This is a genomic window from Alteriqipengyuania lutimaris, from assembly GCF_003363135.1.
GTDB lineage: Bacteria > Pseudomonadota > Alphaproteobacteria > Sphingomonadales > Sphingomonadaceae > Alteriqipengyuania > Alteriqipengyuania lutimaris.
The window spans coordinates 2,364,087-2,378,666 of record NZ_QRBB01000001.1; the positions used below are offsets into that span (position 1 = coordinate 2,364,087).

At 66.8% G+C, this 14,580-nt stretch carries 11 protein-coding genes; 1 reads left to right on the forward strand and 10 read right to left on the reverse strand.

Annotated elements, in window-relative coordinates; all coding sequences use genetic code 11:
* Positions 1 to 6 precede the first annotated feature (6 nt).
* Positions 7 to 1,122 (forward strand): cell division protein ZapE, encoded by a 1,116-nt coding sequence (gene zapE / locus DL238_RS11330; protein WP_115492357.1) that lies wholly within the window; start codon positions 7 to 9, stop codon positions 1,120 to 1,122.
* A 100-nt stretch (positions 1,123 to 1,222) separates the two neighbouring features.
* Here the strand turns inward: zapE and DL238_RS11335 are convergent, their stop codons facing one another.
* From DL238_RS11335 to DL238_RS11380, 10 genes are all read right to left on the reverse strand, one after another.
* Positions 1,223 to 2,149: a crotonase/enoyl-CoA hydratase family protein gene (locus DL238_RS11335; RefSeq protein WP_115492358.1), complete on the reverse strand. Its 927-nt coding sequence runs from the start codon at positions 2,147 to 2,149 to the stop codon at positions 1,223 to 1,225.
* A 152-nt stretch (positions 2,150 to 2,301) separates the two neighbouring features.
* A complete protein-coding gene (locus DL238_RS11340) occupies positions 2,302 to 4,200 on the reverse strand; it encodes an XrtA/PEP-CTERM system amidotransferase (protein WP_115492359.1) in 1,899 nt (632 codons plus the stop codon).
* Between the two features lie 10 nt (positions 4,201 to 4,210).
* The gene (gene xrtA / locus DL238_RS11345) at positions 4,211 to 5,767 is read right to left on the reverse strand and encodes an exosortase A (RefSeq protein ID WP_115492360.1); all 1,557 of its coding nucleotides are present in this window, start codon (positions 5,765 to 5,767) and stop codon (positions 4,211 to 4,213) included.
* Positions 5,757 to 6,980, reverse strand: coding sequence for a TIGR03087 family PEP-CTERM/XrtA system glycosyltransferase (locus tag DL238_RS11350; protein ID WP_115492361.1), 1,224 nt, complete (start codon positions 6,978 to 6,980; stop codon positions 5,757 to 5,759). The genes xrtA and DL238_RS11350 overlap by 11 nt, the downstream gene beginning before the upstream one ends.
* Positions 6,980 to 8,059 carry a FemAB family XrtA/PEP-CTERM system-associated protein gene (locus DL238_RS11355; RefSeq protein WP_115492362.1) on the reverse strand — a complete coding sequence of 360 codons (1,080 nt, stop codon included), beginning with the start codon at positions 8,057 to 8,059 and terminating at the stop codon, positions 6,980 to 6,982. Before DL238_RS11355 ends, DL238_RS11350 begins: the two co-directional genes overlap by 1 nt.
* Complete coding sequence (locus DL238_RS11360) at positions 8,056 to 8,958, reverse strand: XrtA system polysaccharide deacetylase (RefSeq protein WP_234031055.1); 903 nt, start codon at positions 8,956 to 8,958, stop codon at positions 8,056 to 8,058. Before DL238_RS11360 ends, DL238_RS11355 begins: the two co-directional genes overlap by 4 nt.
* Positions 8,959 to 8,960: 2 nt before the next feature.
* The gene (locus DL238_RS11365) at positions 8,961 to 10,160 is read right to left on the reverse strand and encodes an XrtA/PEP-CTERM system-associated ATPase (RefSeq protein ID WP_115492363.1); all 1,200 of its coding nucleotides are present in this window, start codon (positions 10,158 to 10,160) and stop codon (positions 8,961 to 8,963) included.
* 26 nt (positions 10,161 to 10,186) lie between these two features.
* Complete coding sequence (locus tag DL238_RS11370; protein WP_115492364.1) at positions 10,187 to 11,953, reverse strand: preprotein translocase subunit YajC; 1,767 nt, start codon at positions 11,951 to 11,953, stop codon at positions 10,187 to 10,189.
* A gap of 11 nt (positions 11,954 to 11,964) precedes the next feature.
* Positions 11,965 to 13,056, reverse strand: a complete 1,092-nt coding sequence (locus DL238_RS11375) for a P-loop NTPase family protein (protein WP_115492365.1) — start codon at positions 13,054 to 13,056, stop codon at positions 11,965 to 11,967.
* Between the two features lie 10 nt (positions 13,057 to 13,066).
* The gene (locus DL238_RS11380) at positions 13,067 to 14,575 is read right to left on the reverse strand and encodes an XrtA system polysaccharide chain length determinant (protein ID WP_115492366.1); all 1,509 of its coding nucleotides are present in this window, start codon (positions 14,573 to 14,575) and stop codon (positions 13,067 to 13,069) included.
* Positions 14,576 to 14,580 lie beyond the last annotated feature (5 nt).

Consider the following 14,580-nt stretch of genomic DNA (forward strand, 5'->3'; position numbering starts at 1 on the left):
CGTTCGATGACCAGCGTTCTTACCCGATACGAAGAGCTCCTCGCCACGAAGGAGCTGAAGCCCGACGAGGACCAGCGCGCGGCCGTGGCCGAGCTGGAGCGCGTACAGCGCGAGCTCGAAGCCGGGAGCGCGCGCAAGGGGCTGCTCGGCGGGTTGCTGGGCAAGAAGCCGCAACCCGTGCGCGGCCTCTACATGTGGGGCGGCGTCGGACGCGGAAAGTCCATGCTGATGGACCTGTTCTTCGAATGCCTCGACATCGGGAAGAAGCGGCGGGTGCATTTTCACGCCTTCATGCTCGAAGTCGACGCGATGATCGCCGAGGAGCGCGCTGCGAAGGAGGAAGGTCCCGTCCGCCGCGTCGCCGCGCGGATTGCCGAGGATGTTCGGTGCCTCGCCTTCGACGAGATGGTGGTCAACAACACCGCCGATGCCGCGATCATGGCACGGCTGTTCACGCCGCTGATCGAGGATCACGGCGTCACCATCGTGACAACGAGCAACCGCCCTCCCCACGATCTCTACAAGGACGGGCTCAACCGATCGCTGTTCCTGCCCTTCATCGACCTGATCGAGCGCGAACTCGACACGCTCTCTTTGAACGGGCCGACCGATTACCGTCTCGACCGGCTGGGCGGGCTCGAAACCTGGCACACCCCGCTCGGCGACCGCTCGACCGCGCAGGTGCGCGAGGCGTTCTTCCGCCTGACCGACTACGAACCCGAAGACGCGGCGCACGTGCCCAGCAGCGAACTCGACCTGGGCGGCGGGCGCACGCTCCATGTGCCCAAGAGTCTGAAGGGCGTCGGCGTGTTCAGCTTCAAGCGGCTATGCGGAGAAAATCGCGGAGCGTCGGACTATCTGGCGGTCGCGCGCGCCTTTCACACGGTGATCGTCGTCGGCGTCCCCCTGCTCAGCCCCGAAAACCGCAACGAGGCGATCCGCTTCACCAAGCTGATCGACGCGCTTTACGAGCACAAGGTGAAGCTGTTCGCGACCGCCGCGGCCGAGCCCGAAGCGCTCTACCCAACCGGCGACGGCAGCTTCGAGTTCGACCGCACCGTCAGCCGCCTGCGCGAAATGCAAAGCGACGAGTACATGGCCAGGGGGCACGGGCCCGAGTGACGCAGTGGACGGCCTCGCGGCCGTATTTGAACCGGCGGCGCAAGCCACATCGGCTCTCGATCCTGCGGCCGTTCACTCAGTTTGGGGGGTTGTGCGTCGCTCAGGCCACCTCGGCCGGCTGCTGCGCGGCGCGACGCTGCTTCTCGGCCAGGCGGCCCATCAGCTTCAGGTCACGCTCGGTCAGCTTGAGCGCGGTATCGGCCCAGATTTCGGTAATCTCGGTCAGTTCGAGCAGCGAGAGATCCCAGCTTCGCTTGGTAGCCATGCGCGAGCCAAGCAGGCCGGCGTGCCGCCGCGAGTTTTTCTCTATAAAGGACTGCACCGCCGCCTCCCCGGCGCCGTCGGGCACGACTTCGTGAATGAGGCCGAGCCCGAGCATTTCATCGGCGCTCAGGCTCTTGCCCGACGTAATGAGCCGTTCGGCGGCGATGCTGCCGAGCTGGCGGCTGAGAAAGGCGTGCGCCCCCATGCCCGGGAACAGGCCGAACAGAATCTCGGGCAAGCCGAAACTCGCGCTCTCTTCAGCGATGATGAAGTCGAAGGACAGCAGCGCCTCGAGCCCGCCGCCCAGCGCGTCCCCCTGCACCAGGCCGATTGTCACGAGCGGAAGGCCCAGCGTGTTGATGTTTCGGTGAAGGATACGACAGCAACGATGCCCGTATTCGACCAGCGACGCACGGTCGCCAGCAATGATGAGTTCGCGGAACAGCGCCAGATCGCCGCCGTAGCAGAAGACGCCCGGCGCGTGGCTGCCCAGGACGAGGAACCGCAGGTCGTCTGGGCCGAAATTCGCTTCGATCAGGTCCTGCCAGCGTTCGAAATCGAGGAGCATCGAAGGGGTGAAGCTGGGCCGCCCCTTGGGCACCATGTGGGTCCACAAGGACTTCGTGTCCGCATCATATTCGACCCTCAACTCGCGCAGCCCGAACAGCTCCGGAGAAATCGAGGGGCCGCCCCGGGCGACCATCGCCTCCCCCGACTCGTCGAGGATGATGTGCTGCTCGAAATCGGTGCTGACCCGGTTCATTGCGACCCCCGCTAGATACCGCGTGACGCAAGTGCCGGTCACGTAAGGGGAATCTAAACATGGCGTGAACTTCGTATCAACTTTTTATTTACCAAATCCCATTCTGGGAATTATTTTTGGAATGGGTGGCGTATAAATGTTGCCCGAAAGACTCACGAATTCGGGGTCAGATGGCCCAAACTCCGATCAAGCATGAGGAGCTGCCAGAGCTCGCGCGCATGGTCCCTGCGGCCCGCAATGTGGTCCTCCGCCAGTGCTGACAGGCTGTCCGGATCGAACCACCCGCTATCGAGCAGTCGCTCGCTGCGCACCGCCGTGCGTGCAACTTCGCTCAGCTCGTTGCGGAACCATTGCGAGAGCGGCAGGACGAAGCCCTGCTTGGCGCGATAAAGAATGTCGTCGGGCAGGTGGCCCGTCATCGCGCGCTTGATAGCGAACTTGCCCTGCCCCCTGCGGACCCGCCGGGCTTGCGGAAGCCTGGCCGCGAATTCGACGAGCCTGTGGTCGAGCAGGGGTTCGCGCGCTTCGAGGCTTACCGCCATGCTGGTCCGATCGACCTTGGTCAGGATATCGCCGGGAAGCCAGAATTTGAGATCGGCATATTGCGCGCGATCGAGGCCGTTGCGCGCCGGCGCGTCGCGCATCAGGTCGACCAAGGGCTGTTCGGCGCGATAGCCACCGAGTTCGCGCCTCATCTGCGGCGAGAATATCCGCGCGCGCATGGCCCGGGGCATGATCGAGAGGGCGCTGGCGTAGGCCTCCTCCCCCGACATCGCGAGTGCCTGCAGCGTCGCCTTCGCACGCAAGGGGCGCGGCGCCCAGTCGGCCTTGGGATAGAGCGCGGCAAGCGATCCGAACATCGCGCGCCGCATGCCGAGAGGCAGGATGTCGCGCGCACGCTCCTCCCCCGCATGGAAGATGTGCCGGCGATAGCCTGCGAAAGCTTCGTCCGCGCCGTCGCCCGACAGGGCGACCGTCACATGCTGCCGGGCAAGCGCGCAGACCTCCGCCGTCGGCAGCGCCGATGCATCGGCGAAGGGCTCGTCGAACATGGGCGCAAGCGTATCGATCCGGTCGAACATCGCGGGATCGACGATCCGCTCGTGATGGTCGGTCGCGAAACGCTCTGCGATCAGGCGGGCATGCGCGGTCTCGTCGAGATCGGGCACATCGAACCCGATCGAGCAGGTCGTCACCGGCCGCTCCGCAATCTCCGCCATCATCGCGACGACCGTCGAACTGTCGACCCCGCCCGAAAGGAATGCGCCGATGGGAACGTCGCTGACCATGCGCGAGCTTACGGCGCCGCGCAGCCGCTCTCGCAGCGCGTCGACTTCGTCCGCTTCGTGCATCCGGTGGCGATCGGCGAAGGAGATGTCGTACCAGCATACCGACGGGCGCGGCGCCGTGCCATGCTCGATGATGCGGTAATGGCCCGCCGGCAACTTTTCCACCGACGAAAAGATCGACCTGTGATCGGGCACATAACCCCAGGCGAAGTAATCCTCGATCGCGAGCGGATCCACTTTCCGGTCGAGCGCCGGGTGCGCCATCAGGCCCTTGAGCTCGGAGGCGAAAGCGAAGGTGCCGTCGGGCAGAGTGGCGGTGAACAGCGGCTTCACGCCGAACCGGTCGCGCGCGAGGAACAGCGAGCGCCTCTCGCGGTCGTAGATCGCGAAGGCGAACATGCCGTTCAGGCGGTCGAGGCAGCCCGTTCCCCACTCGCGCCACGCGGCAAGGAGGACTTCGGTATCGCCCTCGGTCGCGAAACGATGGCCGAGCTGCCCCAACTGGCGCCGCAGGGCGCGGTAATTGTAGATCTCGCCATTGAACACGATGACCGCGCGATCGTCGCGCGAATGCATCGGCTGCGGCGATCCATCCACGTCGATGATCGAAAGCCGGCGGTGGGCGAGGCCGACGCCGTCTGCCCGCCACAGGCCCGCACCATCGGGGCCGCGATGGACCATCGCATCGCGCATCCGGCAAAGCGTGTCGCCATCGATTGGCGCCTGCGCCTGGCGAGCGAAAAGTCCAGCGATGCCGCACATGCGAAGCGCCCTACCGTGCGGTCGCTGCTTCGACCAGAGCGGCAGGGCCACCGGACCGGGCATGGAACCGGCGAAGCAACCCCTCGGCCTGCTCCTCCGAAGCCCCGTCGGCGGTCGACAGAATGACCAGCCAGCGCGGTTCGGCCCGCAAGGCCAGCCTGTCGCCCAGGTCGATCAGGCGGAAGGCGAGCGTGTTGGCGGTCGATTGGCCGCCCGCGACGTAGCTGGTCCAGGCCATGCGATGCTCGGTCGCGCTCCGGACCAGTTCCTCGCCCATCATGCCCTCTGCTGCCGATACGGCCCTTACCCGCCGCCAGGGTGTGTTCTGGGGCACCGCACCTTCGGCAGAGGCGGTTGGATCGGCATCCCCGTCATAGGCCGCAAGATAGAGATCGACCGACTGTCCCTCAGGATCGCGATAAATCAGATGCAGCCGCTCGCTGGCCGCCGCGCCAAGCGGCTGCCAGTTCGTGCGCATCTGGGTCTCGACCAGCGTCCAGCCAGGTACATCGGGGCCGGCAAGTGCTGCGCGGTCGTACGTGCCCGAGCGCGCCAGTCCGCTCCACAGCCCCGCCAGCGCGATCAGGGCGACCAGTACCGGGACGAGCGTGCTGGCGCGCAGATGCGGCCGGTCGATCGCGAGGACAAGCCGATGATCCACCCAGCGGCCCGCGCAGCGCCCCTCCGCCTCGGGATCGCGGTCGAACCAGCGCCAGGCGAGCGCCATCACCAGCGCGACGACGAGGGCGAAGAACACCCAGCCATAGACGATGTGATCGATCCCGCCCGCGCGCTCTGCACCGACATATTGCGCGATGGCAATGGTCCCCCATGCACGCACGCCATTGGCGAGGATCGGGACGACGAGGCACAGCGCCAGCAGCGCGATGCGGTGCGGCCAGCGGGTCATCCCGACCTTGGCCGCGAGCACGCCCAGCGTCAGCATGGCGACGACGAACTGAACCCCCGCGCAGGCCTCTGCCACTTCGAAAAGTCCGGCAGGCGTATCGATGAATATCCCGTCGATCTGCGCTGGGATGCCGCTCAGGTGCGTCAGCGCAATCACCATCTCTGCGGTGAGCATCTGCAGGGGCGTGACGATCTCCTCGCCGAAGGGCACGAGAAAGGCGGCAAAGGCCAGCGGGAAGGCGAGTACCGCGCCCGCGCGCAGGCCGAGCACTGCCAGCACCGCGCACTGGAGCACCAGCACTGCACCGGCCTGCGCCAACAGGTCGAGCGAGGTGAGCGTGCCCACGAGCCAGACGAACAGCGCGCCCGCGACCATGCCCAGTCCCGGCAGCCATGCTTGCGGCGCGATCCCCGCCAGCGCCTCGCGGCGGTTCCAGACCAGCCAGCCGATGATCGGGGGAACGAAGAGGATGTGTTGATAGGTCGAAACCGTGAACCACTGACGCGCCATGTCGACCCATTGTGGCATGGTAAGCAGCAGCGCGCTTCCCCAAGCGAACGCCAGCCAGCCCAGCGCGCGCGGCCACGCGGCGGGCAGGCCGCCAAGAACCTGCGCCACCGGTCTGCGGCTGCGCTTGGGGATCGCCTCAGGCGGCATCGCGTACCGAGCCCGCGGCCAGCGGCCGGAGCAACTCGCCCAATCCGGCGAGCATCGCGGGCCAGCTCTGCTCGGCTTCCACGAAGCGGCGCGCCGCCTCGCCCATCGCCCGACGCTTCGCGCGATCATCGCATAGTGCGAGCGCGCGACCGATCATCATCCGGTCGCCCTCTGCCACCGCGAAATGCACACCATCATCGCCGTCGATACCGGTCGCGGCCTCGGGCGAGAGCAGCACGGGCTTGGCCATCGCCATCGCTTCGAGGACCTTGTTCTGGATCCCGCGCGCGATGGTGAGCGGCGCGGTAACGATATCGGCCTGCATCAGGTAGGGCCTGACATCGGGGACCTCGCCCCACACGGTCACGCCGTCGTGGCGCCCGAGCGCCTTGACCGCAGCGGTGGGCGCGCGGCCCACGATGTGGAATTCGGCGCGGGCGTGGATGTCCCGGATCCCCGGCAGGATGCGATGAACCATGCGCTCCACCGCCTCAACATTGGGCGCGTAGTCCATCTGGCCGGTAAAGACGAAATTGGGCCCCTGCCCGTAGAGCGTCGGCTGCGGCTTGAGGCTCTCGGGCGCGAAGAACTGGGCGTCGATCCCGTTGCGCATCACCCTGAGGTCGATCTGGTTCATGCTGGTCACGCGCGTGCGAAACAGGTTCGCCTCGTTCTCGCTGATCAGCAGCGTCGTGTCCGCCGCGCGGGCGAAGCGCTCTTCCGCCGATGCCAGCTTGCGCCCTTCCCGTGCATTGACCCAGGCCTTGGGCCCGTGGCCCGCTTTGCCGTAGGCTTCGAACTTGGCGCTATCGACATCGCACAGGTCGAGCACGGTCCGCCCCGGGAAATGCGGCGGGACATATTGCGCCATCTGGCCCGAGAAGACGTAGATCGCGTCGATCGGGCGGTAATGCAGCACCTGCTCGACCCAATCTCGCAGACCATCATGCGCGAAGGCGGTGAGGCTGACGGGCTGCCCGCGCACCATCGCCTCGGCGGCGGCGAGCACATCGGACTTGCGATGCGGCACGAGGAAATGGCTCGCGGCGATCCCGCCGAGAAACTGGTCTCCGTAGCCCGAATTGTCGTCGAACGTGCCGACATGCACCTTTCCCAGCGCCGCGAGCGCGCGCAGCACGTGGTAGGAACGGATCTTGTCCCCGCGGTCGGGCGGAAACGGCACGCGGTGCGCAAGGAAGAGTGTCTCGCCCATCAGGCCAGCCCTCTTGCGATGATCGGTCCGATGCGATTGGCGACCGGCAGTGGGAGCTTCTTCCACGCCTCTATCTTGCGCGAGAAAGCATCGCTGGTCGGATCGACGTCGCGCGCTTCCTCGCCCGGCGCGGTCCAGCGCGAATAGGCGAGCGGCTGCGGCTCGAAACCCCAGTTCTTCTTGTAATGGTAAGGACCGCTCGCGGCTTTCGAGCGGCCGAAGTCGAACCGCGTGCAGTTTTTCTCGGCCCGCGCGTGACACATCAGCGCGTAGTACATCCGCTCGTTCGCGCGGGTTTCGCGTGCGCGCCAGACGCCGCCGCCCCAGAAGGGGTATGCCGCCCCGTCGTGATAGAAGGTGAGCACGCTGGCGAGCGGTGCCTCCCCCTCCCACACGGTCAGGATATCGGCACGATCATCGAAGCCGCGCAGCATGGCATCGAACAGCGCGCGCGGGAAAACCGGCGTGCCGAGGTTGCGAACGCTGGCGGCGTAGCAGGCGTAATGCGCAGCGCGATCGGCTTCCTTCGTCCCGACCGTTACGGTGAAATCGCCCTTCAGGCTCTTGCGGACTTCGGCGCGCTGCTTGCGCGGGATGGCAAGCAGTTGCGCTTCGTCGTCAACCGCCAGATCGCTCACGAAACCAAAGTGCTTGCCGGTAATCTCGTCCCATCCCGCGGGGGTTTCGCCACCGCGCAGTTCGACTTCCGCGCAGGATTGGCGCTGCGCCAGCTCCGCGGCGGCGCGTGCGAGATGGCGCGCAACGCCCGGTTCGCTCGCGAGAATTCCGCCATCGACGGCGAACCCGCTCGACACCAGCGCGCGCCCGAACAGCGGCGAGTGCACCATCGTCAGCGGCAGCCAGCCGACGATGCGTCCAGCGCGCCGTGCGACCAGCCCGCAGGCCTGCTGGCCGGTGCCCCGCTCGACCGCAATCAACCATTCGGGCAGGTGAAAGGGGCTCGCCGCGTTATCCTGCACGAAGTGCGCGATGCGGCGGGCCTGTTCCTCGTCGTGCATATCGGCGAGCGAGATCGTCACATCTTCTTCGAAGTGATCGGGGGCGAAAGGCGCATTCATGCCGCCTCGCTTACGTCCGGTGCGATGGCAGCCTGCGCAATGGCATCGACCCTGCCCCATGCGAAATCGCCAAACAGGCGTTCGAGCTTGCCCTCCATGGCGGAGAGATTGGTGTAATGGCGCAGGCGCGAACGCAGCGGCGCGTCGGCGACCTGCGGCTGGCCTGGATCGACCTCCCACGGGTGGAAATAGAAGATCGCAGGCGCGCCTTCCTCGCGGTTCACCTGCGCAATCGCCCAGCGAGTGAAACCGTAAGGCAACGTCCGGAAGAAGCCGCCCCCGCCGGCTGCCAGCCTGCGACCGCGCAATATTGCGGTGGTCACGGGCAGTTCGACGAGATCCGCGCCCTCGACCGGGCGGAAGGCGAAACGCGGGGCGTCGCGCCAGCCGTAGTGATCGTGCGCGATCGGCGCCACGCTGGAAGAATAGGCATAGCCTTGCGCAGCCAGTTCCTCGTGCGCCCAGGGATTGCGCGCATCGATGGAGAAGCTGGGCGCGCGATAGCCGGTCACCGCCTGCCCGCTCGCGTCCTCGAGGATGGCGCGCGACTTGCGCAGGTCTTCCGCAAATTCGTTGCGGCTGAAGGTGAAAACGCGCTGGTGGTCGTAGCCATGGCTGGCGATCTCGTGGCCCGCATCGGCAATCTTGCGGATGGATTGCGGCGTGCGCTCGGCGATCCAGCCGAGCGTGAAGAAGGTCGCCTTGACCCCTGCCCGCTCGAACAGCGCGAGGATCGCTTCAACATTGCGCTCGACCCGCAGTTCGCAGCCATCCCAGTCGGCGCGCGGGATGGTGTTCTCGAACGCACCGACCTGAAACCAGTCCTCGACATCGACCGACAGGCCGTTGACGACGGCTCCTTGCGGCATCTGCGGATGCTGGGCGGGCGCGAGATCCATGGTCAGGCGGCCCGGTCTTCTCTCGGACGGTCCTCCTTGCCGAGCCATTCGATCAGCAGTTGCAGCAGATAACGAACGCTCTGCTCCTGATCCTCGAGCCGGGCTTCGAGCGTGGCGACCCGGTTCGCAAGATCGCCATCGCCGCGCGGAGTCCCCTCGATCGCGCGCGACAGCGTGGCGATGGCGGTGCGCAGCTCGTCCATATCGGTGCCCCTCGGTACCGAGGGGGCGGAACCGGAAGAGGCCTGCTGGCGCGAAGGTTCGGCTGCGGGATCATCATCGCGCGGCGCGGGTGCCGGCGCTGGCGTCGGCGCAGGCGCTGGAGCGCGCGAACGATCGGCAGCGCGATTGGCGAAGGGGCGCTTGTCCTCCTCGCCCTCTTCCGAACGCGCATCGCGCGCCATTTCCTCGACCACGTCTGCCAGCATGGCGCAGTCGATCTGGCTGCGCTGCTCGACCGCGCCCATCAGCAGCAGGCGGGTGGCGATCTGGTTGACCCGGCGCGGGATACCGCCGCTCGCCTCGTGAATCGCAGGGAATATCTTGGGATCGAAGGACGGGTAGCCCTTCCAGTTCACCAGTCCGAGGCGATGTTCGATATAGGGCGCCACTTCCTGCACCTCCATCGGGGTCAGGTGGTGCGCCGCGATCACGCGCTGGCGAAGCTGCTCCAGCCGGTCGTGCCGGGCGAGCGTCTGCTTGAACTCGGGCTGGCCGAGCAGGAGCTGCTGCAACAGCGGGTGCGAACCGAGCTGGAAATTGCTCATCATCCGCAGCTCTTCGAGCGCCTCGAAGCTCAGGTTCTGGGCCTCGTCCACCACCAGCAGGCACCGCCGGCCATCACGCGCTTCCTCGTGCAGGAAGGATTCGATCGCGCCCAGCGCGCTCGCCTTGTCCTGCCCCGCGACGTTCAGGCCGAAACTCTGCGCCACCAAGTGCACCAGTTCGCCGCCGTCCAGATTGCTGGTGACCACCTGGCCTACCGTCATCTGTTCCGGGTCCACTTTCTTCATCAGGTGCGCGACCATCGTCGACTTGCCCGAGCCGATCTCGCCGGTGATGACAATAAAGCCCTCGCCCTGCGCCATCCCGTAGCCGAGATAGCTCAGCGCCTTTCGATGCGTGATGCTTTCGAAATAGAACGCCGGGTCCGGCGTCAGCTGGAATGGGCGGCCCGAGAAACCGTAATACTGGTCGAACATGGTGGGGTAAGGATCCTGGGTCGGGGTTAAAAGTCGTAACGCAGGCCGACGAGGGCCGAGGCGTTGGTTTCGTCGAGCGCATCGCTGTCGATCGTATCGACGGAAATGGCCGCGCGGGCGGAGAGGTTGCTGAACAGCGTGCGGCTGTAGGCCGCCGATGCACCGAGCAGCAGCGCGTCGTTCAGTTCGCTCGATCCCTGGTCGAGATGGCTGGCATAGCCGTTCAGGCTGAAGGAAGAGAACGCGTCGACCGGCGCACCGAGGCCGACATAGGCGTAGTAGGACTGGTCGACCGCGCCGTTGCCGGCCGCCAGTGCGGTGCCCTCGGCACCGAAGAAGCTGCGGCGGTCGTAGCCGACGGCAAGGCTCGTCGAAATGCGGCCCGACGACGTCGCATAGGCCAGCTGGCCGCCGCGATTGCGGAACACGGCGCCGCGCACGGACGACAGGGCACCGCCCAGACAGCTCGCGGAGCCTTCCGCACCCGTGCCGCTGACGCAGCCGGTGAAGTCGCCGGTCAGCGAATTGCGCGAGGCAGTGAAGCCGGTTGGCAGGTTGGCGAGCGAATTGGTGATCGTGCCGCCGAAGCCGCTGACCTGATCGTAGACCGAAGCGTTGACCGAAGTGCGCGAGCTCGCCTGCCAGCCGAAGCTGCCGTAATAGGTATCGCTGTCGTAACGGCGGCCGTAATGCGCCTCGAACTGCGTGCGGCGCGAGGGTTTCCAGACGACGCCGACGTCCCAGATCAGCCCCTCGGTCTCGAAGGCGATCTGGCGCGGTGCGCTGTTATCGGTCTGGACGCGGCCACTGGCGTCGAGCACCGGATTGCCGGCCCCGTCGCGCACGACGTCGCGATTGGAAATCTCGACATATTCGTAACCGACCCCGCCCACGGCGGCGAAGCCGGGGGCAAGCGGCACGGTGATATCCCCGCGGCCATAGACATCGCGCACGCGCTGGTCGGAAAAGGAGACCTCCTCCTGAAAAGCACCCGCGCCCATCGCGACGCCGACCGGCAGGACCGCGCCCGGGGCGACGCCGACGCGGGCATTGGCGGAATGGACGAAGCTTTCCTGTGCCACGTCGTCGACGGTCAGCGTATCGTCGACCACACCGACGGCAGGCTCTTCGATCCGGTTATACCCGAAGCGGTAGGAGGCGGACACGTCCGCCGCGCCGACCTTGGTCGACAGGGCGGGGCCCGCATAGCCGGAATAGATGCGGGCCTCCCTGTCGCGGTCGAGCGGCTGGCCGCTCGCGAGAGCCGCGCCCCCGCCTGCATCGGTCCGCGTCCGTGCAGCCAGACCGCCCGCCTCGACCGTGAAGCCCGGAGCAAGCGCTGCATAGCCGCGCGCCACCCCGGAAATATTGTCGCTATCCGCGTAATCGTCGCCGTAGCTGATCACCCGGTCGTAACGCAGCGAGACCGAACCGCCGCCGCGTCGCCCCTGGACCGAAGCATCGACCCCGGCAGCAAGATCGGCGAAGGCCGCATCCTCGTCACCCGGCTCGATCTGGCGGGTGTAGGTCTGGTTGGCTTCGATATAGGGAGAGACATGCAACCGCTGGCGGACCGGAGCATCTGCGGGCCTGCGCGGCTCGCCGTATGCACCGTCGCCCCCGGCTTGTTCGCCTTGGGTGCCCATCGAATCGCCATAGGCGGAAGCCTGCGCGTTAGCGGTAGCGCCACCGCCGGTCACTTCGTCGTCGCTCCAGACGTACTGCGCATGCGCAGGCACGGGCAGCAGGGCGCCGGCGCCGAGCAGGGCAGCGATCACTGGCAGGCGGTTCATGGCGGAGGTCCTCATCCGTAATAGCTCCCGAAACGGCGTCCGCTTGGGCTGAAATTCGCGCCATTGAGCACCAGCTTGATGTCCGGGCAGGCGCCGAGAAGCTGTGCGGCATCTTCCAGCGCGCTCTTGGCGGTGCGATCGGCACGCGCGATCAAGATCGTCTGGCCGACATGCTTCGCGATTTCGGCCGCGGGCGATGCGGCCAGCGCGGGCGGGCTGTCGACCAGCACGATCCGGTTCGGTGCCTGCGCGGTCAGCCGTTCGAAGATTTCTGCGGTGCGACGGCTGGAAAGCGCCTCGCTCGCATGGCTTGCCTGGCGGCCGGGAGGCAGCAGCCAGAGGCCTGCGATATCGGTCTTGAGCACGTGCGCTTCGACGCGGCTTTCCGCATCGGCCAGCACATCCATCAGCCCGGGCCGATCGGGCAGGCCGAACACCGCCTTGACCGAAGGGTTGGCGATGTCGGCATCGATCAGTACCACTTCGAGATCGCGCTCCGCGGCCAGCGACAGCGCGAGATTGACCGCGCAGAAAGTCTTCCCTTCGTTCTCGTGCGGCGATGTGACGAGAACGCGCCGCGACAGCGCCGATCCGCCCAGTCGTGCGGTTTCGAGCACCTGACGCTTCACGATGCGGAACTCCTCCGCCAAGGCGGACGCCTGCCCGTGGGGATCGATGAAGCCGCGCTCTCGCAGGTTGTTGAAATCGACCTCCACGCTCTCGCCACTGAGGGCGATGGGGTTCGCGCGCCCTTCGATCACCGCGGGCGGCGGCGCGGAGGGTTGCGCGGCAACCGGCAGCGCGCTTTCGACAGGGGGTTCAATCTCGGAATGCGCGGGTTCGACTTCGGTCGGAACCGGAGCGGGCGCGGGTGCGGGTGCGGCAGAAGGTGCATGCGCGCTGTCGGGCTGGCGCTGCTCACGCCGCAGCGGCCGCGCGCGCTTCATCGGCACGTCGTCGAAGCTTCGCGGCATCGGAGCCGCGCCGAGATCGTTGAGCCCGAAGGCGCCGCTTGCCCGTTCGAGCAGAGAGCTGCGGTCCGGGCGTTCATCCCCGCGCTTATCCTCGTCCCGAGGCGGCTTGATGGGTCGGTGTTCGGTCATGTCAGCCCCCTCACGCCACCACCTGGCCGACCTGGACGAACTCGATGCCCAGCAGGATGACGAGCAGCCCGGCCAACGCGGCGGTGCTTACGTAGAAGAGGCGCAGCTGCCGCGCTTCGGCAGCCTTGCGGGCGGGTGGGACAATCCTGCTGATCGTGCCCGCCACCGGCAGGCCGAGCGACTTGCTCAGCCCCGAACTGGTCGAGAACGTGGAACGCAGCATGGTCAGCGCGATCGCCGTGCCCAGCCCCGCGCCCACGCCGAGCACCATCACCGCCAGCAGCAGCAGCGGCCGGTTCGGCGCGGCGGGGCGCGTCGAGACGGCGGGTGCATCGATGATGTCGAAGCGGAACGAACTGCGCTCGCTTTCAACCTGGCTGCGCAGCTCCATCTCCTCGCGATCCTTGAGCAATTCGTCGTACTTGTTCTTGAGGACCTCGTAATCGCGCCCGATCCGCTTGGCTTCGGCAGCCAGGCCGGGTTCGCTCGCCTGGTCGGCGATCGTCATCGACATGTCGGCCTGCAGCGCAGCCTTGCGCGCCAGCAACGCCTGCACGGTCGCCTGGCGATCCGCACGCAGCGAGACGAGCGAGCTGTAGGCGGGATTGGGAATGCCCCCCGCACTGCCGCCGCCGCCCGACTGGCGCAGCAACTGGACCTGCCGCAGCGCGGTCTGCATGTCCGGATGGTTGTTCTTGAGCCCACGGGCACGCAGCTGCGCGACCTGCGCTTCGGCCTGGTCGAGCGCGCTGCCCCCGCCTGCCCCGCCGGGCAGGGTCTGCGGCGTACCCGCAAGCTGCCCGGTAATCTGCGCGAGCGCGCTCTGCGCCGCCGCAAGATCCGCCTCGACTCCGCGCATTTCGGAACGTGCGTTTTGCAGGCGAGACGAAATCGCCTCCGAGCCGCCGATCAGTTCAGGATGCTCGGCCTCGAATGCGGTGCGCCGTGCTTCCGCCTCTTCGAGTTCGCTGGCGCGTTGGTCCAGCTGGCGGTCGAGCATGGCCACGGCCTCGTTCACCTCGCCCCGCGTGCCCTCCACATTCGCCTCTCGGAAAATCTCGAGCAGCTTGTCCACGACGTCGCGCGCCAGTTGCGCGTTCTCGTTGTCGGTCAGGTGGCCTTCGCTCATATACGCGGTGATTTCGAAGAGATTGTCGTCCTCGCTGCGCACCTGCACCTTCTTCGCAAGACTGGCGATCGCGTTTTCCATGTCGCGCGGCGTGTTTACGCCCTCGCCCAGCCGGGTCGCTTCAACGACCTGTCCCAGCGTCGAGGCGCTCGCCATCCGCTGGCGAACCCGCACGATGTCGTTCATGTCGCTGCCCGCGATGCCGATCTGCTTGGACAGCATATCGTCGAGCTGGATGAAGATGCGCGCCTGGCTTTCGTAGGTGTTCGGGATCGTGGCGACGAACAGCCAGCCCGTCAGGCACACGGCCCATGCGACGCCCAGTACCAGCCACTTGCGGCTCCAGGCGGAATAGAGCGCTGCGCGCACTTCATCGAAGAGTTCGTTCACGTGCG